Raw genomic sequence first — 26857 nt, forward strand, 5'->3', positions numbered from 1 at the left:
CCAGGCGGTCACCGGTGGTCGGCGCGAGCGGATCCAGCTCACCGGCGACGTCCCCAGCCCGATCGACCCGCCCTCGGGCTGCCGGTTCCGGACCCGGTGCCCGATCGCCCAGGAGATCTGCGCCAAGCACGAGCCGCCTCTGCTGCAGATCGGCAAGCGCCACAAGGTCGCGTGCCACTTCCCGGCGCGGCTCGGCGAGGCACCGCAGCAGCCGGTGACCGCGCGGCTGCTGGGCGTCGACGCCCACGGCCAGCCGGACCCGGGTGCTACCCCGAGCTCGGACCTGGTCGACGGGCCCGGCTACGCCGACACCTGGTTCGACCTGGACGCGAAGACGATCGGCCGAGGCTGACGGGTTGGTTGACTGAGTGGCCGAGGCTGACGCGAGCGACGGCCTCTTCGGCGAGGAGATCGCCGGAGGCCGTCGCGCCGGCACGGGCGGTTCGCTGAGCGACGCCACCCACGCATCCGCACCGCTGGCGGTGCGGATGCGTCCGCGTTCCCTGGACGAGCTGGTCGGGCAGCCGCAGCTGCGCGCCCCGGGCTCGCCGCTACGGCAGCTGGTCGACGGGGACCGCTCCTTGTCGCTGCTGCTCTGGGGGCCGCCCGGCACCGGCAAGACGACCATCGCCTCCATCGTCAGCCGGCAGACCGGCCGTCGCTTCGTGGAGATCTCCGCGGTGCAGGCCGGCGTCAAGGAGGTCCGGGCCGCCATCGACTCGGCCCGCGCCACGCTGGTCGCGACGGGCGAGGAGACGGTCCTCTTCGTCGACGAGGTGCACCGCTTCTCGAAGGCCCAGCAGGACGCGCTGCTGCCGGGCGTGGAGAACCGCTGGGTGACCCTGGTCGCCGCGACCACCGAGAACCCGTCCTTCAGCGTCATCTCGCCGCTGCTCTCGCGCAGCCTGCTGCTGCGCCTGGAGTCGCTGGACGACGACGGGATCCGGGCGGTGCTGGCGAACGCGGTCAGCGACCCGCGCGGCCTGGCGGACGCCTACCGCCTCGACGACGAGGCCCGCGACCACCTGGTCCGACTCGCCGGCGGCGACGCGCGCCGCTCGCTGACCTATCTCGAGGCGGCCGCCGGCGCCGCCTCGTTGGCCGGCGACACGGACGGGGACGGCCGGGTGGTGATCGACCTGTCCACCGCGGAGGCCGCCGCCGACCAGGCCGCGGTCCGCTACGACCGCGACGGCGACCAGCACTACGACGTGATCAGCGCGTTCATCAAGTCGATCCGCGGCTCGGACGCCGACGCCGCCCTGCACTATCTGGCGCGGATGCTCGAGGCGGGGGAGGACCCCCGGTTCATCGCGCGCCGGCTGATCATCTCGGCCAGCGAGGACATCGGACTGGCCGACCCGACGGCGTTGCAGACCGCCGTCGCCGCCGCCCAGGCGGTCCAGCTCATCGGACTGCCCGAGGGGCGGATCACCCTGGCCCAGGCCGTGGTCGCGCTCGCGGTGGCGCCCAAGTCGAACGCGGTGTACCTGGCGGTCGACGAGGCGCTGCGCGACGTGCGGGCCGGGAAGATCGGCGCCGTGCCGCCGCACCTGCGCGACGCCCACTACGCCGGCGCCAAGAAGATCGGCCACGGTGAGGGGTACCGGTACAGCCACGACGCGCCGTACGGGATCGCCACCCAGCAGTACGCGCCCGACGCGGTCGCCGACGCCCGCTACTACCGTCCGACCGAGCTCGGTGCGGAGGCGCAGATCAAGCAGCGGTGGGAGCGGATCCGCTCCATCATTCGCGGCCGATAGTCTTGTCCCCCGTGACCCCCGACCTCTCGCTGCCGTACTGGCTGGCCGCCCTGGCGCTGCTCGCCCTCGTCGGCCTGGCCCTCGCCGTGAGCGTGTTGGCGCGTGGGATCGGGCGGGAGCGGAGGAGGACCACCGAGCTGCTCGCGCAGGCGGCAGCCGACGCCGAGGAGCTGCGGCGCCAGCTGGTCCGGATCGAGGAACAGCTGGGGGCCCAGACGGCGCGGGCCGAGCGGGCGACCCGGGCCGCAGCCGATGGCGGCCAGGTGCCGGCCGTCGCGGACGACCGGGAGTACCTGATCACCGCGCTCGGCCAGGAGCACCGCGAGCCGGCGCCGGTGGTGCCCGCTCCGGTCTTCGCCGACATCGTGCTGCGCGAGTCGGTGATCAAGACCGCCGCGCTGGCCGCCGGCCTGCGACGGGCGCTCTCGCCGGAGGTCCGCAACCGGATCCGCTTCGAGATGAGGCGCGAGGTCAAGCGGGCCCGGAAGCAGCGACGCACCGACCTGCGGCAGGCCCGCCGCGAGTACGAGGCCCGGCAGCGGGCGGGGATGGAGCCGACATGATGGGCCGTGGGATCTGGTTCGGCGCCGGTGTGGCCGCCGGCGTCTACGGCGTGGTCCGTGTCCGCCGCGTCCTCGAGGCGTTCACGGTCGACGGGATGCGCGACCGTGTCGGCGCCGCCTTCGTGGGGGCCCGGATGTTCCGCGAGGAGCTGGAGCAGGGCCGCGTGCACGCCGAGGCGGACCTGCGCGAGCGCTACCGGCTCGCGAGCGCCGGGGCCGACGGGCCGGGCGAGCTGACCGCGGCACCGCACCCCACCCCAGCACTGGCACGACCCAACGAAGCACCTGAGAGAGGCAACGACTGATGACGGGCTACCTGAGCACCGCCGAGATCCGCCGGCGGTTCCTCGCCCACTTCGAGGAGCGGGGGCACACGGTCGTTCCCTCCGCCTCCCTGCTGCTCGACGACCCCAACCTGTTGTTCGTCAACGCCGGCATGGTGCCCTTCAAGCCCTACTTCCTGGGTCAGGAGACGCCGCCGTACGCGCGCGCCACCAGCGTTCAGAAGTGCATCCGCACGCCGGACATCGAGGAGGTCGGCAAGACCACCCGGCACGGCACCTTCTTCGAGATGTGCGGCAACTTCTCCTTCGGCGACTACTTCAAGGAGGGCGCCGTCGAGTTCGCCTGGGAGCTGGTCACGCGCTCCCAGGACCAGGGCGGCTTCGGCTTCGACGAGTCGGTCCTCTACCCGAGCGTCCTGGACGGCGACGACGAGGCGGTGGCGATCTGGAAGAAGGTCACCGGCCTGCCCGACGACCGGATCGTCCGGCTGCCGGCCAAGGAGAACTACTGGTCGATGGGCATCCCCGGACCGGGCGGCCCGTGCTCGGAGATCCTGATCGACCGCGGCCCCGAGTTCGGCGCCGACCGTGACTGGGACGCGGGCGACCGCTACCTCGAGTTCTGGAACCTCGTCTTCATGCAGGACGAGCTCTCCGCGGTCCGATCGAAGTCGGACTTCGACATCGCCGGCCAGCTCCCCAAGAAGAACATCGACACCGGCATGGGCCTCGAGCGCGTCGCCTACCTGCTCCAGGGCAAGGCGAACATGTACGAGACCGACGTGATGTACCCGGTCATCGAGAAGGCCGAGGAGCTGTCGGGCAAGAAGTACGGCGCCGCCTACCCCGACGACGTCCGGTTCCGCGTCGTGGCCGACCACGTGCGCTCGTCGATGATGCTGATCAGCGACGGCGTCACGCCCGGCAACGAGGGCCGCGGCTACGTGCTGCGCCGCCTGCTGCGCCGCGCGATCCGCAACATGCGCCTGCTCGGGTACGGCGACCGCGCGCTGCCCGAGCTGATGCCGGTCTCGCGCGACAGGATGGGCGAGACCTACACCGACCTGCACACCGACTGGGACCGGATCGCGCGGGTCGCGTTCGCCGAGGAGGACGCGTTCCGCAAGACGCTCGCCTCGGGCACGCAGATCTTCGACCTCGCCGCGGGCGAGGTGAAGAAGGCCGGCGCCGCCACCATCCCCGGTGAGAAGGCGTTCGCGCTGCACGACACCTACGGCTTCCCGATCGACCTGACGCTGGAGATGGCCTCGGAGGCGGGGCTCGACGTCGACGAGGCCGGCTTCCGGCAGCTGATGACCGAGCAGCGCGAGCGGGCCAAGGCCGACGCCCGCGCCAAGAAGGGGCAGCACGCCGACACGGGCGTCTACCGCGGGATCCTGGACGCCAACGGCCCCACCCAGTGGCTGGCCTACGAGACGCTGGAGACCGAGTCCACGCCGCTCGCGCTGCTCAAGGAGGGTGTTGCGGTGCCGGTGCTCGCCGGCGGCGAGATCGGCGAGCTGGTGCTGGACCGCACCCCCTTCTACGCCGAGTCCGGCGGCCAGGCCGCCGACGCCGGCGTCATCGAGTTCGCCGGCGGCACGCTCGAGGTGCTCGACGTCCAGCGCCCGGTCCGCGGGCTCGTGGTCCACCAGGTCCGGGTCGTCGACGGCGAGCTGCCCGCGGATGCGTCGCTGCTGCACGCCCGGGTCGACCCGCAGTGGCGCCTCGGCGCCCGCCAGGCGCACTCCGGCACCCACGTGGTGCACGCGGCCCTGCGCGAGGTGCTCGGCCCCACCGCGCTCCAGGCGGGTTCCTACAACCGCCCCGGCTACCTGCGTCTCGACTTCGGCTGGACGCAGGCGCTCCCCGAGGGCCAGGTCAAGGAGATCGAGGAGGTCGCCAACAACGCCCTGCGGGCCGACCTCGCCGTCTCCTGGGACTACATGACCCTGCCCGAGGCCAAGGAGTGGGGCGCGATCGCACTCTTCGGCGAGACGTACGACGAGTCGAAGGTCCGCGTCGTCGAGATCGGCGGCCCCTGGTCGCGCGAGCTCTGCGGCGGCACCCACGTCGAGCACTCCAGCCAGATCGGCACCATCGTGGTGACCGGCGAGGCCAGCGTCGGCTCCGGCAACCGCCGGATCGAGGCGCTCACCGGCGTGGAGGGCTTCGCCTACCTGGCCCGCGAGCGGGACGTGGTGAACCAGCTCAACACGCTGCTCAAGGTCCAGTCCGGTGACCTCGTCGGCCGCGTGGGCGACCTGCTCGACCGGCTCAAGCAGACCGAGAAGGAGCTGGAGAGGATCCGGCTGGCGCAACTGCTCTCCGGCGGCGCCGGGCTGGCCGCGGGTGCGGTCGACGTCAACGGCGTGCAGGTCGTGGCCCAGCGCCTCGACGGCGCCGCCGGCGGCGACGTGCGCACGCTCGCGACCGACGTCCGGGGCCGGCTCCCCGGGGACGCACCCGCCGTGGTGGTCCTGATCGGCGTCGCCGACGGCAAGGCCGCCGTGGTGGCGGCCCTGAACGAGGCGGCCCAGGCCCGCGGCCTGGCCGCCGGCGAGCTGGTCCGTGCGGTGGCGCCGTTCATCGACGGTCGCGGCGGCGGCAAGGCCGACATGGCCCAGGGCGGTGGCTCCGACGTCTCCCGGATCGACGAGGCCCTGGCCGCGGTGACGGCCGCCGTCGCGGGCGTCTGAGCACGGGATCGAGCGCAGGTGAGGTACGGCGTACGCCTCGGCGTCGATCCGGGCGACGCCCGGATCGGCGTGGCCCGCTGCGACCCCTCCGGGATGATCGCGACCCCGGTCGAGACGGTGCGCCGCGGGAAGGGCGACCTGCGCCGGATCGCCCAGCTGGTGGCGAGCGAGGAGGCCGTGGAGGTCGTCGTCGGGCTTCCCCGGTCGCTCTCCGGTGCCGAGGGGCCCGCAGCCGTCAAGGTCCGCGAGCTGGCGGCTCGGCTCGCGGCGCGCATCGCGCCGGTGGCGGTCCGCTTGGTCGACGAGCGGCTCACCACGGTCACCGCCGAGGCTATGCTGCGCGACCAGCGCAAGGGACAGAAGCGGCGCGCGATCATCGACCAGGCGGCCGCGGTCGTGATCCTGCAGCACGCGCTGGACACCGAGCGCGCGACCGGGAACCCTCCGGGGGAGCTGGTCGCAACGCCGGGACACTCGGACCCGGACGGCGAGCGAGACGACAGCCCTGCCGGGAGGACCGGCGACTCCGAGGAGACCCATGAGTGACGCAGACGGCGCCCCGGCGCCGGCCCTCCCGCCCGCCTCCCCGCCCGCCTCCCCGTCGACCTTCCCGTCGGGGGCGGCGCCGGCGGCGGTGCCGACGGCCCCTGGCGGACGCCGGGCCGAGCGCGGCGGGCGGCGGGCTGTCCGGTCCCCGCGCCGCGGCGGCTTCGCCGGGCGCGGCCGCTCCGGCTGCGTGCCGATCCTCGTGGTGACCGCGGTGTTCGCGCTGCTGGCGGCGATCTTCCTGCCGCGCGCCTTCGACTCGGTCCGGTCGATGTTCGCCGGCCCGGAGGACTACCCCGGTCCGGGCAGCGGCAAGGTCACCGTGGTGATCGACCCCGGCCAGACCCTCCGCTCGATGGGCTCCGAGCTCGCGGACCTCGACGTGGTGGCCTCCGGCGACGCGTTCGTCGACGCCGCCGCGGAGAACTCCAAGGCGCAGGGCATCCAGGCCGGCACCTACGTGATGAGGAAGCAGATGGCGGCCGCGGACGCCGTCGCCTACCTGGTGGACCCCGGCAACATGCGGGCCACCAAGACCGTCACGATCCCCGAGGGCTCCCGCCTCAGCCAGATCGTCGACGCGATCGTCGCCAAGTCCGACTTCAAGAAGTCCCAGCTCACCGCGCTGCTGAAGTCCCCGTCGAAGATCGGGCTGCCGGCCGAGGCGGAGGGCAACCCCGAGGGCTACCTCTTCCCGGCGACCTACGAGCTGCCCGACGACCTCACGCCGCGGGCGCTGCTCAGCGAGATGGTCGACCTGACCGCGTCGGTGGAGAAGGAGCTGGAGGTGCCCGCCGGTGCGCGTGCGCTCGGCCTGAGCGCGCACGAGCTGATGACGGTGGCCAGCATCCTCGAGCTCGAGGTCAACCGGGCTCAGGACTACCCCAAGGTGGCCCGGGTGATCTACAACCGCCTGGAGATGGGCATGCCGCTCCAGATGGACTCCACGGTGGCCTACGTCAGCAAGCGCGACGGCGACCCGTGGACGACCGCCGAGGAGCGGGCGAGTGACTCGCTCTACAACACCTACCAGCACCCGGGCCTGCCGCCGGGACCGATCGGCTCGCCCGGACGGCAGACGATCCGTGCCGCGCTGCGACCCGCCGACGGCGACTGGCTCTACTTCGTGGCGGACTTCGAGAACGGCGGCACGCTGTTCGCGACCAGCTACTCCGAGCACCAGGCCAACGTCGCGCGGGTCCAGGAGTACTGCCAGACCAGTGACGACTGCTGATGCCGGCGCCTGACCCCGTGTCGGACCCCGGGGCGGAGCGCGGGGGCGGACCGGTCGTTCCGCGCTGCGCGGTGCTGGGGGACCCGGTCGCGCACTCGCTGTCGCCGACCCTGCACCGCGCCGGCTACGCCGCCCTCGGCCTCTCCGCGTCGTACGACGCGGTGCGGGTGCCCGCGGGCGGTCTGGCCGCGGTGCTCGCCGGCCTCGGACCCGACTGGCGTGGCCTGTCGGTCACCGCGCCGCTCAAGCGCGAGGCGCTCGAGCTGGCCGCGAGCAGCACCGACCGGGCGCGGCTGGCCGGCGGCGCCAACACGCTGCTCCGCATCGACGGGACCGACTGGGCAGCCGACAACACCGACCTGCCCGGCGCGGTGGCTGCGATCCGCGAGCGCTACGACGGCCCGGTGCACACCGCGGTGATCCTCGGCGCGGGAGCGACCGCGGCCTCCACCGGCCTGGCGCTGGCCGAGCTCGGCGCTCGCCGGATCGTGGTGGCCGCCCGTGACGCCGGGCGTGCCACGCCGACGCTGGCCGCCATCGCGGCGCACCCGGGGCGCCCCGAGGTGACCCACGCCGACCTCGCCGGGTGCGACCGGGGCGCCGCCGAGGTGGTGGTCTCCACCATCCCGGCGGCGGCGCAGGAGCCGGCCCTGGTCGCGCGGTTCGCGGACGCGCCGGTGCTCTTCGAGGTGCTCTACGACCCGTGGCCGACGCCGTTGGCCGCGGCGGCCGGCGGCGCGCTGGTCTCGGGCCTGGACCTGCTGCTGCACCAGGCCTACCTGCAGTTCGAGGCCTTCACCGGGCGGGCCGCGCCGCGCGCCGCGATGCGCGCCGCCGGCGAGAGCGCTCTCGCCGAACGGGCCGCGGGCCGCGCCGCGGCACAGTAGGTTGCCGGGCGTGGAGTGGCACCTGGGGGCCGCGGCCCTCTGCGCCGCCGCGGGGACGTTCGGTGGGACGCTGGTCCCGCGGATGATCGCCGCGCTGCCGGAGCCCGAGCCGGATCCGGACGAGGATCCCGGCGACTTCCCGGCCAAGGTGCCCTACGCCGAGCTCGCCTCGCGCCCACGGCTGGCGTGGGGTTGCGCGGCCGCGTGCACGCTCGCCGCGGGGCTCCTCGGCGGCGTCGTCGGGTGGAGCTGGGCCTTGACCTGGCTGCTGGTCCTGGTGCCGGTCTGCTGTGCCCTGGCCGTCGTCGACTACGTGACCTGGTACCTCCCCTCGCGCCTGATCTGGCCCACCGCCGCGATCGTCGCGGTCCTGGTCGCGGTGGGCGCCGCCGCCGTCGGACGGCCCGAGGTGCTGGTCGCCGGGGCGGTGGGGTTCCTCGGCCTGGGCGGCTACTACGGCCTGCTGTGGCTGGCCAGCCCGCGGATCATGGCGTTCGGCGACGTTCGCCTCGGCGCGCTGCTCGGGCTGGGTCTCGGGCCGTTCGGCGTACCGACGGTGGTGGCGTCGGTGCTCGCGGCGGCGGTGCTCGGCGCGGTGGCGCTGCTGCCGCTGCGTCGCGCGGGCAACGCCATCAGGCGCCACATCCCGTTCGGTCCGTTCCTCGCGCTGGGCGCGCTCGCCGGCGTGCTCCTGGGACAGGTCCCGATCCCCGGCTGACACCGTGGGAGACTCCTCCCATGCTGCGCTGGTTGACTGCCGGGGAGTCCCACGGACCCTCGCTCGTCGCGATCCTGGAGGGCCTCCCGGCCCACGTGGAGATCACGACCGATGACATCGCCGACTCCCTCGCCCGCCGACGCCTCGGCTACGGACGCGGCGCCCGGATGAAGTTCGAGGCCGACGAGGTCCGGATCATCGGCGGCGTCCGCCACGGCGAGTCCCAGGGCGGCCCGGTCGCCATCGAGGTCGGCAACACCGAGTGGCCCCGCTGGGAGAAGGTGATGGCCGCCGACCCGGTCGACCCCGAGGAGCTGGCCTCGCTGGCCCGCAACGCCCCGCTGACCCGGCCCCGGCCCGGCCACGCGGACCTCGCCGGCATGCAGAAGTACGACTTCGAGGACGCCCGCCCGATCCTGGAGCGCGCCTCCGCCCGCGAGACCGCCGCCCGGGTCGCCCTCGGTCGGGTGGCCAGCAACTTCCTGGCGCAGACCGTGGGCGCCACGGTCGTCTCGCACGTGCTGGAGATCGGCGGGGTGCGCACCCCGGGCACCGAGCTGCCCACCCTCGACGACGTCGCGCGGCTCGACGAGGACCCGGTGCGCTGCTTCGACGCCGACGGTTCGAAGGCGATGGTCGAGCGGATCGACCAGGCCCACAAGGACGGCGACACCCTCGGCGGCGTCGTCGAGGTCGTCGTGCACGGCCTTCCGCCGGGTCTCGGCTCGCACGTGCACTGGGACCGGCGCCTCGACGCCCGCCTGGCCGGCGCGCTGATGGGCATCCAGGCGATCAAGGGGGTCGAGGTCGGCGACGGCTTCGAGCTCGCCGCCACGCCCGGCTCGCTGGCCCACGACGAGATCGTCCCCACCGACGAGGGGCTGCGCCGGGTCTCCGGCCGCTCCGGCGGCACCGAGGGCGGCATGACCACCGGCGAGGTGCTGCGGGTCCGGGCCGCCATGAAGCCCATCGCCACGGTGCCGCGCGCCCTGCGCACCGTGGACCTGGCCACCGGCGAGGAGTCCGTCGCGCACCACCAGCGCTCGGATGTCTGCGCGGTCCCGGCGGCCGGCATCGTGGCCGAGGCGATGGTCGCCCTGGTCCTGGCCGACGCGGTGATCGAGAAGTTCGGCGGCGACTCGGTGGCCGAGACGCGGCGAAACGCCCAGGGGTACCTGGACGCGCTGAGGTACCGGTGAGCCAGGCCGGCCGACAGCCGCTGGTCGTCCTGGTCGGCCCGATGGGCGCCGGCAAGTCGACCGTCGGCGCGCTGCTCGCCTCGGCGTTCGGCGTCACCGGCCGCGACACCGACACCGACGTAGAGACGAGCGCCGGCCGGAGCGTCGCCGACATCTTCGTCAGCGACGGCGAGGAGCGGTTCCGCGAGCTCGAGCGCGCTGCCGTCGCGACCGCGCTCGCCGACCACGACGGCGTTCTCTCGCTCGGCGGGGGAGCGGTGCTCGACCCCGGCACCCGGGCGCTGCTCGCCGACTACCGTGCCGCCGGCGGAGCCGTGGTGTTCCTCCGGGTCGGCCTGGCCGACGCGGTGAAGCGGGTCGGCCTGGGCACCTCCCGGCCGCTGCTGCTCGGCAACGTCCGTGGCCGGATCAAGGCGCTGCTCGAGGAGCGCACCCCGGTCTACGACTCCGTCGCCTCCCACACCGTCGACACCGACGGCCGCGATCCGCAGGACGTGGCCCGCGAGATCCAGGAGCTGATCGCCCGGTGAGCACCCACCCCGCGCCGACCACCATCACCGTCGCCACCGCCGCGCCGTACGACGTGCTGGTCGGTCACGGCGCGCTCGACCGGCTGCCCGCGCTGCTGCCTGCCGGCGCGCAGCGCGTCGCCGTCGTCTGCCCGGAGTCGCTCGAGGGCCTGCTCGACCGGGTGCTGGACGCCTATCCGGCGCTCGCCGAGGAGTACGACGTCACGGTGCTGCAGATCCCCGACGGGGAGGAGGCCAAGACCGCCGAGACGGCCTCGGCCTGCTGGGACGCGCTCGGCGAGGAGGGGTTCACCCGCTCCGACGTGGTGGTCACCCTCGGCGGGGGTGCCACCACCGACCTGGGCGGCTTCGTGGCGGCCACCTGGCTGCGCGGGGTCGCCGTGGTGCACGTGCCGACCACGCTGCTCGCGATGGTCGACGCCGCGGTCGGCGGCAAGACCGGCATCAACACCGATGTCGGCAAGAACCTGGTCGGCTCCTTCCACGAGCCCGTCGGCGTGCTCTGCGACCTCGCCCTGCTGGACACGCTCCCGCGTGAGGAGCTCGTCTCCGGACTGGCCGAGGTGATCAAGGCCGGCTTCATCGCCGATCCCGCGATCCTCGACCTGGTCGAGGCGACCGATCCAGCCGACCTCACCGCCGACTCCCCGGCGCTGCGCGAGCTGGTCGAGCGCGCCATCCGGGTCAAGGCCGACGTCGTCGCCGGCGACCTGAAGGAGACCGCTGGAGCCGCCGGCGCGGCCCACCCGGGGCGCGAGACGCTCAACTACGGGCACACGCTCGGGCACGCCATCGAGCGGGCCTCCGGCTACGCGCTGCGCCACGGCGAGGCTGTGGCGATCGGGTGCGTCTACGTCGCCGAGCTGGCCGCCCGCACCGGCGGACTGGACGCCGCCGTGGTCGAGCGGCACCGCAGCGTGCTGGCCCGCGTGGGCCTGCCCACGTCGTACGGCGGGGAGGCGACGTTCGAGGAGCTGCTGTCCGCGATGGCGGTCGACAAGAAGGCCCGCGGATCGGTGATCCGGTTCGTGGTCCTCGAGGACCTCGCCCGTCCGGTCGTGCTCGCCGGGCCGTCGGAGGACGACCTCCGGGCCGCGTTCGAGGCGGTGTCCCGGTGACCCGGGTGCTGGTGCTCAACGGTCCCAACCTGGGTCGCCTGGGCCGGCGCCAGCCGGAGATCTACGGTGCCACGACGTACGACGAGCTCGCCGAGCTCTGCGAGGGCTGGGGCGCCGAGCTCGGGCTCGAGGTCGAGGTCCGGCAGACCAACCACGAGGGCGACCTCCTGGACTGGCTCAACGACGCCGCCGACGAGCAGACGCCGGTGGTGCTCAACGCCGCCGCCTGGACGCACTACTCCTACGCCCTCTACGACGCCTGCGCGCAGCTCGTCGCGCCGCTGGTCGAGGTGCACATCTCCGACCCGGGGCAGCGTCCCGAGGTGTTCCGGCACACCTCGGTGGTCACCCCGCACGCGGCGACCGTGATCGCGGGGCAGGGCATCGACGGCTACCGGCAGGCGCTCGAGTTCCTCGCGGCCGGCTGACCGGGGCCGGCGAACCGGTGGATCCCGGCCCCGCCCGGATCCACCGATCGCCGCGTAGCAGCCGAGAATCGGTGGATCCAGGTTCAGCGGACTAGACTTGCTCGCTGGCTCGCGTGCGGGCCCACGCGCGCGCCCCGGGCCCGACCCCGTGCGGCACGCACCTTTGACATCGCCCATCCCTGCATCGGAGAAGACGAACGCATGGCAACCACGAACGACCTGAAGAACGGCATGGTGCTGAAGATCGACGGCCAGCTCTGGCAGGTGGTCGAGTTCCAGCACGTGAAGCCCGGCAAGGGCCCGGCGTTCGTGCGCACCAAGATCAAGAACGTGGAGTCGGGCAAGAACGTCGACAAGACCTTCAACGCCGGCACCAAGGTCGAGACCGCCACGGTCGACCGCCGCACGTACCAGTACCTCTACAACGACGGTACGAACTACGTCTTCATGGACACCGACACCTACGACCAGATCGAGGTCACCCCCGAGATCGTCGGCGACGCGAAGAACTTCCTGCTGGAGAACGCCGAGGCGATCGTGGCGATGAACGAGGGCCGCGTCCTCTTCATCGAGCTCCCCGCCTCCGTCGAGCTCGTGATCACCTACACCGAGCCCGGCGTGGTCGGCGACTCCGCCACCGGCCGCACCAAGCCCGCCACCGTCGAGACCGGCCACGAGATCCAGGTGCCGCTCTTCGTCGAGCAGGGCGAGAAGGTCAAGGTCGACACCCGCGACTCCTCCTACCTCGGCCGCGTCAAGGGCTGATCGGACCCGATGAGCGCACGTACGAAGGCCCGCAAGCGGGCCTTGGACCTCCTCTTCGCCGCCGACCTGCGCGGCGAGAGCGGGGTGGACGGCCTCGAGCGGGCGGTCGCCGAGGGCAACGCCCCGACCAACCCCTACACCGCGGTGCTGGTGCGGGGCGTGGTGGCCCACCAGGCCCGGATCGACGAGGTGCTGCGCCAGTTCGCGCAGGGCTGGTCCCTCGAGCGGATGCCCGCGGTCGACCGCAACGTTCTCCGGCTCGGTGTCTGGGAGCTGCTGTACGCCGAGGACGTGCCCGACGCGGTCGCGGTCAGCGAGGCGATGAGCCTGGTCACCGACCTGTCGACCGACGAGTCGCCGGCCTTCGTCAACGGCGTGCTGGGCGCGATCCAGCGCGGCAAGGAGAGCCTGGTCTGAGCACCGGCCCGGGCTGACGCCCGTCACGGTCACGAAGCCCCGTCCGCCACCCGGCGGGCGGGGCTTCGGCATGCCGCGGCCGGTCGCTCCGGCCGTCCGGCGCCGACGGTGTAGACGGCCGGGCGGCGAGCGGTCAGTATCAGGGCGTGGGTAGGCGGATCCTGATCACACTCGCGGCCGTCGTCGCGGTGGTCGTCGCGCTGGGCGCGGCGCTCCTCGGTGCGGTGGGCCCGCGGGGGAGCCTGCCCACGGCGGCGGCCGAGGAGGTGTGCACGGTCTACCTGGCCGTCTGGACCGGCGGCCCCACCGACCAGCCGCCCTCCCCGGACGCCGACGGCTGGAACTTCACGAACGGCCAGCCTCAGGGGCCCGTGCACGGCGGGCACGCGGTCGACGAGCCCTACTTCGTCTCGCAGGGCGGCTCCGGCAACGGGCAGTGGTTCATGCAGTACGAGGTGTGCGAGGAGGTCACGCCGACCGAGTCCACGGTCACCACGGAGCCGACGACCGAGCCGACGACGGAGCCGACGACGGAGCCGGTCACTCCGCCGACGACCGAGCCGACGACCGAGCCGACGACGGAGCCGGTCACTCCGCCGACGACGGAGCCGACGACCGAGCCGACGACCGAGCCGACGACCGGGCCGACGACCGAGCCGACCACGGAGCCGATCACCCCGCCGACGACGGGGCCGACGTCCGGCACGACGACCGCCACGACCGGCACCACGCCGCCGACGACCGCCACGACCGCCACGACGACGCCGACGCGGGTGCCGACGACCGGCGCCACCCGGCCCGGCAACGTGCTCCCGACCGTGGCCGCCACCCGGCGGGAGGAGCCGCGGAAGGCCCCGGCGGCGCCGCCGAACCACCTGCCCCGGCTGCCCGGCAGCGGCAACTAGGTGCGCTGGCCGCGCCACGAACGGCCAACCTCGCTTCACCTCGGCGCCTCTGGCCTGAGTCATCGCCGATCCGTACTGTCGTGTCATGCCCGACAGCCCGGACCCGGCGGCGCCCGCCCAGACCGTCGACGTGGTCGTGATCGGCACCGGACCGGGCGGTGAGCACCTCGCCGGCGAGCTCGCCCGGGACGGCCTGGAGGTCGTCGCCGTGGACCGCCGCCTCGTCGGCGGCGAGTGTCCCTACTTCGGGTGCATACCGTCGAAGATCATGATCCGCGCCGCCAACACGCTGGCCGAGGCTCGTCGCGTGGCCGGCACGGCCGGCACGGCCGAGGTCGCTCCGGACTGGGCGCCGGTCGCCCGCCGGATCCGCGAGGAGGCGACGGACGACTGGGACGACCGGGTCGCCGTCGAACGGCTCGAGTCGGCCGGCGCGCGGTTCGTCCGCGGCACCGCGCGCCTGACCGGCCCCGGTGAGGTCGTCGTCGAGACCGGCCGCGGCCCGGTGACGCTGCGCGCCCGGCGCGGGGTGGTGCTCAACACCGGCACCGATCCCGCGGTGCCGCCGATCGAGGGGCTGGCCGCGACGCCGTACTGGACCAACCGGGACGCGATGCGGGTCCGCGACCTGCCGGCCCGCCTCACCGTGCTGGGCGGGGGAGCGATCGGCTGCGAGCTGGCGCAGGCCTTCGCCCGCTTCGGCGTCGAGGTCACCGTGCTCGAGGCCGGACCGCGGATCCTCGGCCCGGAGGAGCCGGAGGCCGCCGAGGTCGTCGCCGCGGCGCTCTCCGCAGACGGCATCACCGTCCGGGCCGGTACGACGGTGACCCGGGTCAGCCACGCCGACGGGGTGTTCTCGGTCGAGACCGACGGCGACACGGTGGCGTGCGAGGCGCTCCTGGTGGCGGCGGGGCGGCGCAGCAACCTCGCCGACCTGGGCCTGGAGTCGGTCGGGCTGGACCCGGCCGCGCGGTTCCTGACGGTCGACGAGCGGATGCGCGCGGGCGAGGGCCTGTGGGCGATCGGCGACATCACCGGCGAGGGCGCCTTCACGCACATGTCGATGTACCAGGCAGCGGTGGCGCTGCGGGACCTGCGCGGCGAGGACGGGCCGTGGGCCGACTACCGCGCGGTCAGCCGGGTGACGTTCACCGACCCCGAGGTGGGTGCGGTCGGCCTGACGGAGGCGCAGGCCCGCGCCGCCGGCCTCGAGGTGGCCGTCGGCCGCACCGACCTCACCGCGTCCTCGCGCGGCTGGATCCACGGGCCGGGACCGGACGGCACCGCCAACAGCGGCCTGGTGAAGCTGGTCGCCGACGCCGGGCGTGGGGTGCTGGTCGGTGCCACCACCGCGGGGCCCAGCGGCGGGGAGATGATCGGCCTCCTGGTGGCGGCCGTGCACGCCCAGGTGCCGATCGAGACGCTGCGCACCATGATCTACGCGTACCCGACGTTCCACCGGGCGATCGAGAGCGCGCTGGCGGAGCTGTGAGCCACGCCTCGAAACGCGACGCGCGAGCGCGCCCGTTTGGCCCCGCGCTCCCCGCAACCGGTAGTGTCTGGAGTCGTTCAGACATCCTTTAACGAGCCGTCCCGTGAGGCGGAGAAGGAGGTCAGGCAGGCGCATGCCTACCCAGCCGCAGGTCCATGATCAGCTCGACACCGGGCGCGTCGTCCTCGACGCCGGTGACATCTCCCGGGCACTGACCCGCATCTCGCACGAGATCCTCGAGCGCAACAAGGGCGCCGAGAACCTCCTGCTCCTCGGCCTGCACACGCGCGGCGTCCCGCTCGCCCAGCGCCTGGCCGAGCGCATCGCCGAGGTCGAGGGCGCGACGGTCCCGACCGGGTCGCTGGACGTCACGATGTACCGCGACGACCTCCGCTCCCACCCGACCCGGGCCCCGCACAAGACCGACCTGCCCGCCTCCGGGATCGACGGCAGGACCGTGGTGCTCGTCGACGACGTGCTCTACTCCGGGCGCACCATCCGCGCCGCGCTGGACGCGCTGAGCGACCTGGGCCGGCCGGCCGTCGTCCGGCTGGCGGTGCTGGTCGACCGCGGTCACCGCGAGCTCCCGATCCGCGCCGACTTCGTCGGCAAGAACCTGCCCACCGCCCGCAGCGAGCGGGTCGGGCTGCGGCTGCACGAGACCGACGGGGCCGACGAGGTCCGCATCTACGACATCGCCGCCGGCCAGCCCGCCGGTGAGACCCGCGCGGCGGAGACTGGGGGAGACGCGTGACCCGGCACCTGCTCAGCATCGACGACCTGGATGCGGCCGGGATCGAGGAGATCTTCGAGACCGCCGCCGAGATGCACGACGTCCAGCGTCGCGCCGTGAAGAAGCTCCCCGCGCTGCGGGGCCGCACGGTCATCAACCTGTTCTTCGAGGACTCCACCCGGACCCGGTCCAGCTTCGAGATCGCCGGCAAGTGGCTCTCCGCCGACGTGATCAACCTGTCCGCCAAGGGCAGCAGCGCGAGCAAGGGCGAGAGCCTGCGCGACACCGTGCTCACCGTCACCGCGATGGGCATCGACGGCCTGGTGGTGCGCCACTCCGCCAGCGGAGCCGCGCACCAGATCAGCCAGTGGATCGACGTGCCCGTGATCAATGCCGGCGACGGCATGCACGAGCACCCCACCCAGGCGCTGCTCGACGCCTACACGCTGACCCGGCGGCTCGGCTCGCTGGAGGGCCGCCACGTCGTCCTGGTCGGCGACCTGACGCACAGCCGGGTGTTCCGCAGCAACATCAAGAGCCTGCTCAAGCTCGGCGCCAGCGTCACCGTGGTCGCGCCGCCGACCCTGATGCCGGCCGGTGTCGGCGACTGGTCGAAGTCGGTCGGGTTCGACCTCTCCTACGACCTCGACAGCGTGCTGCCCACGGCCGACGCCGTGATGATGCTGCGCGTCCAGCGCGAGCGGATGAGCGGCGGCTACTTCCCGACCGCCCGGGAGTACACCGTCGGCTACGGCCTGACCCGCGACCGCCTCGCGCTGCTCGGCCCCGACACCCCGATCCTGCACCCCGGCCCGATGAACCGCGGGCTGGAGATCTCGGCCGACGCCGCCGACGCGGTGGGCCGCTCGGTCGTCCTCGACCAGGTCTCGGCCGGCGTCGCCGTCCGGATGTCCGTCCTGTACCACCTGCTCACCGGGGAGGAGAGCGCATGAGTGCCCAGCCTGTCGAGAAGCACAGCCCCTACTTGATCAAGGGCGCCCGCCTGCTCGGCGCCGACGCCGCGGACGTGCTCGTGGCCGACGGCGTGATCCGCGAGATCGGCACGCTGAGCGCCGACGCGGAGACGCGGACCATCGACGCCGACGGCCTGGTCCTGCTGCCCGGCCTCGTCGACCTGCACACCCACCTGCGCGAGCCGGGCCGCGAGGACGCCGAGACGGTGCTGACCGGCTCCCGCGCCGCCGCCGTGGGTGGCTTCACCGCGGTGCTGGCGATGGCCAACACCAACCCGGTCACCGACACCGCCGAGGCGGCCGAGCGCGTCTACGACCTGGGCCGCTCCGTCGGCCTGGTCGACGTGCAGCCGGTCGGCGCGGTGACCAAGGCACTGGCGGGCGAGGAGCTCGCGGAGCTCGGGCTGATGGCCCGCTCGCGCGCCCAGGTGCGCGTCTTCTCCGACGACGGCAAGTGCGTCCACGACGCCCGCGTGATGCGCCGCGCGCTGGAGTACGTCAAGGCGTTCGGCGGCGTGATCAGCCAGCACAGCCAGGACCCGGACCTCGCCGGCCCCAGCGCCTGCTGCCACGAGGGTGAGCTCTCCGGCCGGCTCGGCCTGCCCGGCTGGCCCGGCGTCGCCGAGGAGGTCATCGTCGCGCGCGACGTGATGCTGGCCCGGCACACCGGCAGCCGCGTCCACGTCGCGCACGTCTCCACCGCCGGCAGCGTCGAGGTGATCCGCTGGGCCAAGGCGCAGGGCATCGACGTCACGGCCGAGGTCACGCCGCACCACCTGCTGCTCACCACGGACCTGCTCACCGGCTACGACCCGACGTTCAAGGTCAACCCGCCGCTGCGGCCCGACGAGGACGTGCAGGCGCTGCGCGCCGCGCTGGCCGACGGCACCATCGACGCCGTCGCCACCGACCACGCGCCGCACGCCCGGCACGACAAGGAGCACGCCTTCGTCGACGCCGCCTTCGGCATGCTCGGCCTGGAGACCGCCCTGCCGGTGGTCGCCACCGTGATGGTCGAGAGCGGCCAGATGGGCTGGGCCGACGTCGCTGCCGCGATGAGCACCACCCCGGCCCGGATCGCCGGGCTGGCCGGCCACGGGCGGCCGATCGCGGTCGGCGAGCCCGCCAACCTGACCCTGGTCGACCCGGCGGCGGAGGTGACCGTCGACCGCGACCGATCGGTCTCCCTGTCCCGCAACAACCCCTGGCACGGCCGCTCCCTCACGGGTGCCGTCCACTCGACCCTGCTGCGCGGCGTACCGACCGTGCTGGAAGGAGACCTGGCATGACCGGCACCCCCACCGGCGAGGCGCTGCTCGTCCTCGAGGACGGCCGCGTCTTCCGCGGCGAGGCCTACGGCGCGACCGGCGAGACGTTCGGCGAGGCCGTCTTCAACACCGGCATGACCGGCTACCAGGAGACCCTGACCGACCCCTCCTACCACCGCCAGATCGTGGTGATGACCGCTCCGCACATCGGCAACACCGGCGTCAACGACGAGGACCCCGAGTCGGCCCGCATCTGGGTCTCCGGCTACGTCGTCCGCGACCCCGCCCGCCGGGCCAGCAACTGGCGCAGCGAGCGCAGCCTCGACGAGGAGCTGGTCGCCCAGGGGATCGTCGGCATCAGCGGCATCGACACCCGCGCGCTCACCCGCCACCTGCGCGAGCGCGGCGCGATGCGGGCCGGCATCTCCAGCACCGAGACCGACCCGCAGGCCCTGCTCGAGCGGGTCAAGGCGTCCGCCCAGATGGCCGGCGCCGAGCTCTCCGGAGAGGTCTCCACGGGCGAGGCCTACGTGGTGCCGGCACAGGGGGAGAAGCGGCACACCGTCGTCGCCCTCGACCTCGGCATCAAGGCGATGACGCCCTACCGGATGGCCGAGCGCGGCATCGAGGTGCACGTGCTGCCCGCCACCGCCACCCTCGAGGAGGTGCAGGCGGTCGCCCCCGACGGTCTGTTCTTCTCCAACGGCCCCGGCGACCCGGCCGCGACCACCGGCCAGGTCGAGCTGCTCCGCGGCGCGCTGGCCGCCGGGATCCCCTACTTCGGGATCTGCTTCGGCAACCAGCTCTTCGGTCGGGCCCTCGGCTTCGGCACGTACAAGCTCAAGTACGGCCACCGCGGCATCAACCAGCCGGTGATCGACCGCACCACCGGCAAGGTCGAGGTGACCGCGCATAACCACGGCTTCGCCGTGGACGCCCCGCTCGAGGGCTCGACCACCACGCCGTACGGCGAGGCGACCGTCAGCCACGTCTGCCTCAACGACGACGTGGTCGAGGGCCTCGAGCTCCGTGACCCCGACGGAGGGCTGAAGGCCTTCTCCGTCCAGTACCACCCCGAGGCCGCCGCCGGCCCGCACGACGCGGCGTACCTCTTCGACCGGTTCGTCGACCTGATGGACGGAAAGGCCTGACATGCCCAAGCGCGAGGACATCAAGTCCGTCCTGGTGATCGGGTCCGGCCCGATCGTCATCGGCCAGGCCTGCGAGTTCGACTACTCCGGCACCCAGGCCTGCCGGATCCTCAAGGAGGAGGGCCTGCGGGTCATCCTGGTCAACTCCAACCCGGCGACGATCATGACCGACCCGGAGTTCGCCGACGCCACCTACGTCGAGCCGATCACCCCCGAGTTCGTCGAGAAGGTGATCGCCAAGGAGCGCCCCGACGCGATCCTCCCGACCCTGGGCGGTCAGACCGCGCTCAACACCGCCACGGCCCTCCACGAGAACGGCGTACTGGAGAAGTACGGCGTCGAGATGATCGGTGCCTCCTTCGAGGCGATCCACCGCGGCGAGAACCGAGAGCTGTTCAACGACATCGTCCGCAAGGTCGGTGGCGAGGTCTGCCGCTCGTTCATCTGCCACAGCATGGACGAGGTCGAGAAGGCCACCGAGGAGCTCGGCTTCCCTGTCGTCATCCGGCCCTCGTTCACCATGGGCGGCCTGGGCTCGGGCATCGCGTTCGACGCCGAGGACCTGCGCCGCATCGCCGGCGCCGGGCTCTCGGCCTCGCCGACCACCGAGGTGCTCATCGAGGAGTCGATCCTCGGCTGGAAGGAGTACGAGCTGGAGGTGATGCGCGACAAGAACGACAACGTCGTCATCATCTGCTCCATCGAGAACTTCGACCCGGTCGGCGTGCACACCGGCGACTCGATCACCGTCGCGCCGGCGATGACGCTCACCGACCGTGAGTACCAGCACCTGCGCAACCTGGCCATCGGCGTGATCCGCGAGGTCGGCGTCGACACCGGTGGCTGCAACATCCAGTACGCCGTCAACCCGGAGAACGGCCGCGTCATCGTCATCGAGATGAACCCGCGCGTCTCCCGCTCCTCCGCGCTGGCCTCGAAGGCGACCGGCTACCCGATCGCGAAGATCGCCGCCAAGGTGGCCATCGGCTACACCCTCGACGAGATCGAGAACGACATCACCGCCGGCCCGCTGGGCTCCACCGCGGCCTCGTTCGAGCCGACCCTGGACTACGTGGTGGTCAAGGTTCCCCGCTTCGCGTTCGAGAAGTTCCCGACCGCCGACTCCACGCTGACCACCCACATGAAGTCCGTCGGCGAGGCGATGTCGATCGGCCGCAACTTCTCCGAGGCGCTCAACAAGGCGCTGCGCTCGATGGAGTCGAAGGGCTCGGCCTTCACCTGGGCCGGCGAGTGCGGTGACAAGGACGCCCTCCTCGCGGAGGTCAAGCGTCCGCACGACGGTCGGATCCAGAAGCTGATGCTCGCCATCCGCGCGGGTGCCACGCCCGAGGAGATCTTCGAGGCCACCAGGATCGACCCCTGGTACGTCGACCAGCTCTTCCTGCTCAACGAGGTCGCCACGACGGTGGGCGACGCCGCCGAGCTCGACGAGCGGACGCTGCGGCTCGCCAAGCGGCACGGCTTCTCCGACATCCAGATCGGCGAGATCCGCGGCCTCAGCGAGTCCGAGGTCCGCGCCGTGCGCCACGCGACCGGGATCCGGCCGGTCTTCAAGACCGTCGACACCTGCGCCGCCGAGTTCGAGGCGCGGACGCCGTACTACTACTCGTCCTACGACGAGGAGACCGAGGTCGTCCCGCGTGAGCGCGAGGCCGTCATCATCCTCGGCTCGGGTCCGAACCGCATCGGTCAGGGCATCGAGTTCGACTACTCCTGCGTGCACGCCTCGCAGGAGCTGTCGAAGGCCGGCTACGACACGATCATGGTCAACTGCAACCCGGAGACCGTGTCCACCGACTACGACACCTCCGACCGGCTCTACTTCGAGCCGCTGACGCTCGAGGACGTCCTCGAGATCGTCGAGGCCGAGCGGGCCGCGGGGCCGATCGCCGGCGTGATCGCCACCCTCGGCGGCCAGACCCCGCTGGGCCTGGCCCAGGGGCTGCAGGACGCCGGGATCCCGATCGTGGGCACGAGTCCCGAGGCGATCCACCTGGCCGAGGAGCGCGGTGCCTTCGGTCGGATCCTGGCCGACGCCGGCCTGGTCGCCCCGAAGCACGGCACGGCGGTCTCGTTCGAGGACGCCCGCGAGATCGCGCACTCGATCGGCTACCCGGTGCTGGTGCGCCCGTCGTACGTCCTCGGCGGCCGCGGCATGCAGATCGTCTACTCCGACGAGATGCTGGAGACCTACCTCGAGGCGGCGACCGAGCTGATCAGCGAGGACCGCCCGGTCCTGATCGACCGGTTCGTCGACGACGCGGTCGAGATCGACGTCGACGCCCTGTACGACGGCGAGGAGCTCTTCCTCGGCGGCGTCATGGAGCACATCGAGGAGGCCGGCATCCACTCCGGTGACTCCTCGTGCGCCCTGCCGCCGATCACCCTGGGCCGGAGCGAGATCGAGCGGATCCGCACCGCCACCGAGGCGATCGCCGAGGGCGTCGGCGTGCGCGGGCTGATCAACATCCAGTTCGCCCTGGGCGCCGACGTGCTCTACGTGATCGAGGCCAACCCGCGCGCCAGCCGCACGGTGCCGTTCGTCTCCAAGGCCACCGGGACCTCGCTGGCCAAGGCCGCGTCCCGGGTGATGCTCGGCGCCACGATCGCCGAGCTGCGGGCCGAGGGCCTGCTCCCGGCGACCGGCGACGGCGGGCTGCTGCCGGCCGACGCGCCGATCGCGGTCAAGGAGGCCGTGCTCCCGTTCAACCGGTTCCGGACCAAGCAGGGGCAGTTCGTCGACAGCGTCCTGGGTCCGGAGATGAAGTCGACCGGCGAGGTGATGGGCTTCGACGCGCACTTCGGCACGGCGTTCGCCAAGGCCGAGGCCGGAGCGTTCGGGCCGCTGCCGCTCGGCGGCAAGGTCTTCATCTCGATCGCCAACCGCGACAAGCGGACCATGGTCTTCCCCGCCCGCGTCCTGGCCGACTACGGCTTCGACCTGCTGGCCACCGAGGGCACGGCCGAGGTGCTGCGGCGCAACGGCATCCCCTCGACCGTGGTGCGCAAGCACTCCTCGGGCCCCGGCCCCGATGGCGAGCGGACCATCGTGGGCATGATCCAGGACGGCGAGATCGACCTGATCGTCAACACCCCGAACGGCTCCTCGGCCGACGGGCGCCACGACGGGTACGACATCCGCGCCGCCGCGGTGCTGACCGGCACCCCCTGCATCACCACCGTGCAGGGTGCCGCGGCCGCGGTCCAGGGGATCTCCGCCCTGCGAGCGGGGGAGATCGGCGTGCGATCCCTGCAGGACTGGAGCCGGGCGCGCGAGGCCGCCCGGTGAGCGGAGCCGTCTACGACGCGCTCTTCCGGCACGGCTTCGTCCACGTCGACCCCGAGAAGGCGCACCACCTGGGCTTCGGCGCGATCCGCGCCGCGGGCCCGGTGCTGCGTCGGATGACGCTGCCCGGCGCGCCGGTGGAGGCGTTGGGGCTGACGTTCCCCAACGTGCTCGGCCTGGCCGCCGGGTTCGACAAGCAGGGGTTGGCCTACGCGGCACTGGCCGGCCTCGGCTTCGGCCATGTCGAGATCGGCACCGTCACCGCGCTGGCCCAGCCCGGCAACCCGCAGCCGCGGATGTTCCGGCTCCCCGAGGACCGGGCGATCGTGAACCGGATGGGCTTCAACAACGATGGCGCCCACGCGGTCTCCCGGCGGCTCGCCGAGTCCCGGGGCCCGGTCGGCTCGGGCCCGGTCGGCACCCCCGGGCGGCCGGTGCTGGGGATCAACATCGGCAAGTCCAAGGTGGTCCCCGACGAGGACCAGGCCGCGGTCGAGGCCGACTACGAGACCTCCACCCGCCAGCTGGCCCGGTTCGCGGACTACCTGGTGGTCAACGTCAGCTCGCCGAACACGCCCGGTCTGCGGAACCTGCAGTCGGTGGAGAAGCTGGCCCCGCTGCTGTCGCACGTCCGCCGCGTCGCGGACGAGAGCACGGCCGATCGGCGGGTGCCGCTGCTGGTCAAGATCGCCCCCGACCTGGCCGACGAGGACGTGCTTGCGGTGGCCGACATGGCGCTCGCGCTCGGGCTGGACGGGATCATCGCGACCAACACCACGATCAGCCGTGAGGGCCTGGTCTCCGCCCCGGCCGCGGTGGCCGCGATCGGCGCTGGCGGGCTCTCCGGGGCGCCCGTGCGCGAGCGGGCCACCGACGTGCTCCGGCTGCTGCGCGAGCGGGTCGGTCCGGAGCTGACGCTGATCGGCGTGGGCGGCATCGCGACCGCGGCGGACGCCGCCGAGCGGCTGGCCGCCGGGGCGACCCTGCTGCAGGCCTACACCGGCTTCATCTACGGCGGGCCCGCCTGGCCGCGCCGGATCCTGCACGACCTGGAGAGGACCGCTCGATGACCGCCGCGACGACCTTCGGCTCCCGACTCGCCGCCGCGATCGCCGAGCGCGGCCAGCTCTGCGTCGGCATCGACCCGCACGCGGGCCTGCTGGCCGAGTGGGGCTACGGCGACGACGTCTCCGGGCTGGAGCGGTTCGCGCTCGGCGCCGTCGAGGCGCTCGCGCCGTACGTCAGCGCCATCAAGCCGCAGTCGGCGTTCTACGAGCGGTTCGGCAGCCGCGGTGTGGCCGTGCTGGAGCGCGTGATCGCGGAGACGCGCGCGGCCGGCGCCCTGGTCGTGCTCGACGTCAAGCGCGGTGACATCGGCTCGACCTCGCAGGCCTACGCCGACGCCTACCTCGACCCGGCCTCCCCGCTCTCCTCGGATGCGGTGACGGTCAGCCCCTACCTGGGCTTCGGGTCGTTGCAGCCGTTCGTCGACACCGCTCGCCGGTTCGACGCCGGGCTGTTCGTGCTCGCCGCGACCTCGAACCCGGAGGGCCCGGAGGTGCAGCACGCCGTCACCACGCCGGCGTACGGCGGCGGCTCGGTGGCCGCGACCGTGCTGGCCCACCTGGCCCGGCTGAACGAGGGTGCCGATCGGCTCGGCTCCTTCGGCGCCGTCGTCGGAGCCACCATCGATCCCGAGGCCATCGCCGGCGGCCTCGACCTGGACTTCGGCGGACCGATCCTGGCCCCGGGCTACGGCGCGCAGGGTGGCACCGTGGCCGACCTCTCCCGGATCTTCGGTGCCGCGGCACCCCGGGTCCTGGCCACCTCCTCGCGCGGCATCCTCCGGCACGGCCCCGACGCCCGCGGGCTCTCCGACGCCGCGCGGCGCGCCAACGACGAGCTGCGGGTCCTGGTCGGGTGAGCCCGCCGCCGCGCCCGACGACCCCGATGCTCCACCGGACGCTGCGCTCGCCGTGGACCCGCGCCGCGGCGCTCGCGGTGGTCGCGGTCGGGGTGGGCTCGGTCGTCCACGCGGCCGTCACCGACGACGCTGACGCGATCGACGGCTACTGCGCGACGGTGGCCGAGCAACGGGCGGCGGTCGGACAGGCGCTGGCGGCCGGACCGACCACCGGCCTGATCCGTGCGTTGCCCAGCTTCGAGCGCCTGGAGGCCGCCGCGCCCGCCGACATCGCGGACGAGTGGGCCCGGGTCAACGGCGCGGTCGGCGACCTGGTCGACGCGCTCGACGACGCCGGGGTGGACCCGTCGACGTACCGGCGTGACGATCCGCCGGTGGGGCTGAGCCGCGCCGACCGGGCGGCGATCGACGCCGCCGCGGCGGCGCTGGGCGCCCCGGGCACCCAGGCCGCGATGGCCGCCGTGGAGCAGCAGGCCCGCGACGTCTGCCGGTCCCCGCTGAGCCTGTGACCGAGGCCCGGGGTGGCCGCCCGGGGCGCCCGCCACGACGGCTTCCGGGGAGTCGGCCCCGGGGCCCCGTGCGACGCCCTGCGCGACCCGCCGGGAACCATTGGACGGCCATGCGTTGCCCGTGATCTGGCGGTCTGGTTAAGTGTGCCCGTCGGCGATGTTGCCGTCGCACCCTCACACAGAAGGACCCGCCCGTGGCACTGCCTCCGCCTCCCTTGACTCCGGAACAGCGACAGGCTGCCCTGGAGAAGGCCGCCGCCGCCCGTCGTGAGCGCGCGGAGGTGAAGAACCGTCTGAAGAACTCCGGCGCCTCGATCTCCGAGGTGCTGGCGCAGGGCCAGACCAACGAGGTCATCGGCAAGATGAAGGTGGCCGACCTGCTGCAGTCCGTTCCCGGTCTCGGCAAGGTCAAGGCCCGCCAGATGATGGAGAAGCTCGGTATCGCCGAGTCGCGACGCGTCCGTGGGCTGGGCGTGAAGCAGATCGCCGCCCTGGAGCGCGAGTTCGCTGGTGACTGACCGCACCACCGACGTCACCGTGGAGACCCCGCGACGACTGGTGGTGCTGGCAGGACCCACCGCGGTCGGCAAGGGCACCGTCGCCGCCGCGGTTCGTGAGCAGCATCCCGAGGTGTGGATCTCGGTCTCGGCGACCACTCGGGCGCCGAGGCCCGGCGAGGTCCACGGCGTGCACTACCTGTTCGTCGACGAGGACGAGTTCGACGCGATGGTCGCCGAGGGCCGTCTGCTGGAGTGGGCCGTGGTGCACGGCCGGCACCGCTACGGCACCCCGCGTGGTCCCGTCCAGGAGGCGCTCGCGGCCGGACGGCCCGCGATGCTCGAGATCGACCTGCAGGGCGCGCGTCAGGTCCGGGAGACCATGCCGGAGGCACTGTTCGTGTTCCTCGCGCCGCCGTCGTGGGAGGAGCTCGTGCGCCGTCTCGTCGGGCGCGGCACCGAGGACGAGGCCGAGCGGGAGCGTCGGCTGGAGACCGCGCGCCGCGAGCTCGCCGCTGAGGCGGAGTTCGATCGGACCATCGTGAACCACGAAGTTCACGACGCGGCCGAGGAGTTGGTAGCCTTGATGGGTTCACCCATCAACGACTTGTGAGGCTACTGCGCGTGTCTGCCCCCAACATCAACGCCGTCGGCGTCACCAACCCGCCGATCGACGACCTGCTCTCCAAGACGGACAGCAAGTACAAGCTGGTCCTCTACGGTGCCAAGCGGGCGCGGCAGATCAACGCCTACTACTCCCAGCTGGGTGAGGGCCTCCTGGAGTACGTCGGTCCCCTGGTGGAGACCCACGTGCAGGAGAAGCCGCTGTCGATCGCGCTCCGCGAGATCAACGAGGACCTGCTGACCTGCGAGGACATCGACCCGGCCGAGCTCGCCGCGGAGCAGGCTGCGGCCGCCGAGCCCGAGCTCAGCGAGTGAGCTGAGG

The 26857-nt window shown here is 73.1% G+C and carries 28 protein-coding genes; all 28 read left to right on the forward strand.

Going from position 1 to position 26857, the window contains the following annotated elements; genetic code table 11:
• The coding region (locus E8D34_RS19155; protein ID WP_346763616.1) for an oligopeptide/dipeptide ABC transporter ATP-binding protein at positions 1-352 on the forward strand (352 nt) is incomplete at its 5' end.
• 58 nt (positions 353-410) lie between these two features.
• Positions 411-1763 (forward strand): replication-associated recombination protein A, encoded by a 1353-nt coding sequence (locus E8D34_RS19160; RefSeq protein ID WP_240771420.1) that lies wholly within the window; start codon positions 411-413, stop codon positions 1761-1763.
• An 11-nt stretch (positions 1764-1774) separates the two neighbouring features.
• The gene (locus tag E8D34_RS19165) at positions 1775-2326 is read left to right on the forward strand and encodes a hypothetical protein (protein WP_136595810.1); all 552 of its coding nucleotides are present in this window, start codon (positions 1775-1777) and stop codon (positions 2324-2326) included.
• Positions 2323-2631 (forward strand): DUF6167 family protein, encoded by a 309-nt coding sequence (locus E8D34_RS19170; protein WP_136595809.1) that lies wholly within the window; start codon positions 2323-2325, stop codon positions 2629-2631. Before E8D34_RS19165 ends, E8D34_RS19170 begins: the two co-directional genes overlap by 4 nt.
• A complete protein-coding gene (gene alaS / locus E8D34_RS19175) occupies positions 2631-5309 on the forward strand; it encodes an alanine--tRNA ligase (RefSeq protein ID WP_136595808.1) in 2679 nt (892 codons plus the stop codon). Before E8D34_RS19170 ends, alaS begins: the two co-directional genes overlap by 1 nt.
• A gap of 18 nt (positions 5310-5327) precedes the next feature.
• On the forward strand, positions 5328-5855 hold the full coding sequence (gene ruvX, locus E8D34_RS19180) for a Holliday junction resolvase RuvX (protein ID WP_136595807.1): 528 nt from the start codon (positions 5328-5330) through the stop codon (positions 5853-5855).
• Positions 5848-7089 carry an endolytic transglycosylase MltG gene (mltG, locus tag E8D34_RS19190; protein WP_168929485.1) on the forward strand — a complete coding sequence of 414 codons (1242 nt, stop codon included), beginning with the start codon at positions 5848-5850 and terminating at the stop codon, positions 7087-7089. The genes ruvX and mltG overlap by 8 nt, the downstream gene beginning before the upstream one ends.
• Positions 7089-7976 carry a shikimate dehydrogenase gene (locus E8D34_RS19195; RefSeq protein WP_136595804.1) on the forward strand — a complete coding sequence of 296 codons (888 nt, stop codon included), beginning with the start codon at positions 7089-7091 and terminating at the stop codon, positions 7974-7976. Before mltG ends, E8D34_RS19195 begins: the two co-directional genes overlap by 1 nt.
• A gap of 10 nt (positions 7977-7986) precedes the next feature.
• Positions 7987-8694: a prepilin peptidase gene (locus E8D34_RS19200; protein WP_136595803.1), complete on the forward strand. Its 708-nt coding sequence runs from the start codon at positions 7987-7989 to the stop codon at positions 8692-8694.
• A 20-nt stretch (positions 8695-8714) separates the two neighbouring features.
• Positions 8715-9893, forward strand: a complete 1179-nt coding sequence (aroC, locus tag E8D34_RS19205) for a chorismate synthase (RefSeq protein WP_136595802.1) — start codon at positions 8715-8717, stop codon at positions 9891-9893.
• 41 nt (positions 9894-9934) lie between these two features.
• Complete coding sequence (locus tag E8D34_RS19210) at positions 9935-10423, forward strand: shikimate kinase (RefSeq protein ID WP_136595851.1); 489 nt, start codon at positions 9935-9937, stop codon at positions 10421-10423.
• Positions 10420-11541: a 3-dehydroquinate synthase gene (aroB, locus tag E8D34_RS19215; protein WP_136595801.1), complete on the forward strand. Its 1122-nt coding sequence runs from the start codon at positions 10420-10422 to the stop codon at positions 11539-11541. The genes E8D34_RS19210 and aroB overlap by 4 nt, the downstream gene beginning before the upstream one ends.
• The gene (locus E8D34_RS19220) at positions 11538-11969 is read left to right on the forward strand and encodes a type II 3-dehydroquinate dehydratase (protein WP_136595800.1); all 432 of its coding nucleotides are present in this window, start codon (positions 11538-11540) and stop codon (positions 11967-11969) included. Before aroB ends, E8D34_RS19220 begins: the two co-directional genes overlap by 4 nt.
• Before the next feature lie 201 nt (positions 11970-12170).
• Positions 12171-12734 carry an elongation factor P gene (gene efp, locus E8D34_RS19225; protein WP_136595799.1) on the forward strand — a complete coding sequence of 188 codons (564 nt, stop codon included), beginning with the start codon at positions 12171-12173 and terminating at the stop codon, positions 12732-12734.
• Between the two features lie 9 nt (positions 12735-12743).
• A complete protein-coding gene (nusB, locus tag E8D34_RS19230) occupies positions 12744-13151 on the forward strand; it encodes a transcription antitermination factor NusB (RefSeq protein ID WP_136595798.1) in 408 nt (135 codons plus the stop codon).
• Positions 13152-13297: 146 nt separating this feature from the next.
• Positions 13298-14056 carry a hypothetical protein gene (locus E8D34_RS21180; protein WP_206056772.1) on the forward strand — a complete coding sequence of 253 codons (759 nt, stop codon included), beginning with the start codon at positions 13298-13300 and terminating at the stop codon, positions 14054-14056.
• 85 nt (positions 14057-14141) lie between these two features.
• Positions 14142-15548, forward strand: a complete 1407-nt coding sequence (locus E8D34_RS19240) for an NAD(P)/FAD-dependent oxidoreductase (RefSeq protein ID WP_136595797.1) — start codon at positions 14142-14144, stop codon at positions 15546-15548.
• A 133-nt stretch (positions 15549-15681) separates the two neighbouring features.
• Positions 15682-16302 (forward strand): bifunctional pyr operon transcriptional regulator/uracil phosphoribosyltransferase PyrR, encoded by a 621-nt coding sequence (gene pyrR / locus E8D34_RS19245; protein ID WP_136595796.1) that lies wholly within the window; start codon positions 15682-15684, stop codon positions 16300-16302.
• The gene (locus E8D34_RS19250) at positions 16299-17234 is read left to right on the forward strand and encodes an aspartate carbamoyltransferase catalytic subunit (protein WP_136595795.1); all 936 of its coding nucleotides are present in this window, start codon (positions 16299-16301) and stop codon (positions 17232-17234) included. The genes pyrR and E8D34_RS19250 overlap by 4 nt, the downstream gene beginning before the upstream one ends.
• Positions 17231-18544: a dihydroorotase gene (locus E8D34_RS19255; RefSeq protein ID WP_136595794.1), complete on the forward strand. Its 1314-nt coding sequence runs from the start codon at positions 17231-17233 to the stop codon at positions 18542-18544. Before E8D34_RS19250 ends, E8D34_RS19255 begins: the two co-directional genes overlap by 4 nt.
• Positions 18541-19674 carry a glutamine-hydrolyzing carbamoyl-phosphate synthase small subunit gene (gene carA / locus E8D34_RS19260; RefSeq protein ID WP_136595793.1) on the forward strand — a complete coding sequence of 378 codons (1134 nt, stop codon included), beginning with the start codon at positions 18541-18543 and terminating at the stop codon, positions 19672-19674. Before E8D34_RS19255 ends, carA begins: the two co-directional genes overlap by 4 nt.
• A 1-nt stretch (position 19675) precedes the next feature.
• Positions 19676-22984 (forward strand): carbamoyl-phosphate synthase large subunit, encoded by a 3309-nt coding sequence (gene carB, locus E8D34_RS19265; RefSeq protein ID WP_136595792.1) that lies wholly within the window; start codon positions 19676-19678, stop codon positions 22982-22984.
• Positions 22981-24051 (forward strand): quinone-dependent dihydroorotate dehydrogenase, encoded by a 1071-nt coding sequence (locus tag E8D34_RS19270; protein WP_136595791.1) that lies wholly within the window; start codon positions 22981-22983, stop codon positions 24049-24051. The genes carB and E8D34_RS19270 overlap by 4 nt, the downstream gene beginning before the upstream one ends.
• The gene (gene pyrF / locus E8D34_RS19275) at positions 24048-24905 is read left to right on the forward strand and encodes an orotidine-5'-phosphate decarboxylase (RefSeq protein ID WP_136595790.1); all 858 of its coding nucleotides are present in this window, start codon (positions 24048-24050) and stop codon (positions 24903-24905) included. Before E8D34_RS19270 ends, pyrF begins: the two co-directional genes overlap by 4 nt.
• A gap of 26 nt (positions 24906-24931) precedes the next feature.
• Positions 24932-25414 carry a hypothetical protein gene (locus tag E8D34_RS19280; RefSeq protein WP_136595789.1) on the forward strand — a complete coding sequence of 161 codons (483 nt, stop codon included), beginning with the start codon at positions 24932-24934 and terminating at the stop codon, positions 25412-25414.
• Positions 25415-25614: 200 nt separating this feature from the next.
• A complete protein-coding gene (gene mihF / locus E8D34_RS19285; protein ID WP_136595850.1) occupies positions 25615-25932 on the forward strand; it encodes an integration host factor, actinobacterial type in 318 nt (105 codons plus the stop codon).
• Positions 25925-26524 carry a guanylate kinase gene (gene gmk, locus E8D34_RS19290; protein WP_240771419.1) on the forward strand — a complete coding sequence of 200 codons (600 nt, stop codon included), beginning with the start codon at positions 25925-25927 and terminating at the stop codon, positions 26522-26524. The genes mihF and gmk overlap by 8 nt, the downstream gene beginning before the upstream one ends.
• 11 nt (positions 26525-26535) lie before the next feature.
• Positions 26536-26850, forward strand: a complete 315-nt coding sequence (gene rpoZ / locus E8D34_RS19295; RefSeq protein WP_136595788.1) for a DNA-directed RNA polymerase subunit omega — start codon at positions 26536-26538, stop codon at positions 26848-26850.
• The last annotated feature ends 7 nt before the right edge of the window (positions 26851-26857 follow it).

Source organism: Nocardioides sp. GY 10113 (assembly GCF_004919105.1).
Classification (GTDB): domain Bacteria; phylum Actinomycetota; class Actinomycetes; order Propionibacteriales; family Nocardioidaceae; genus Nocardioides.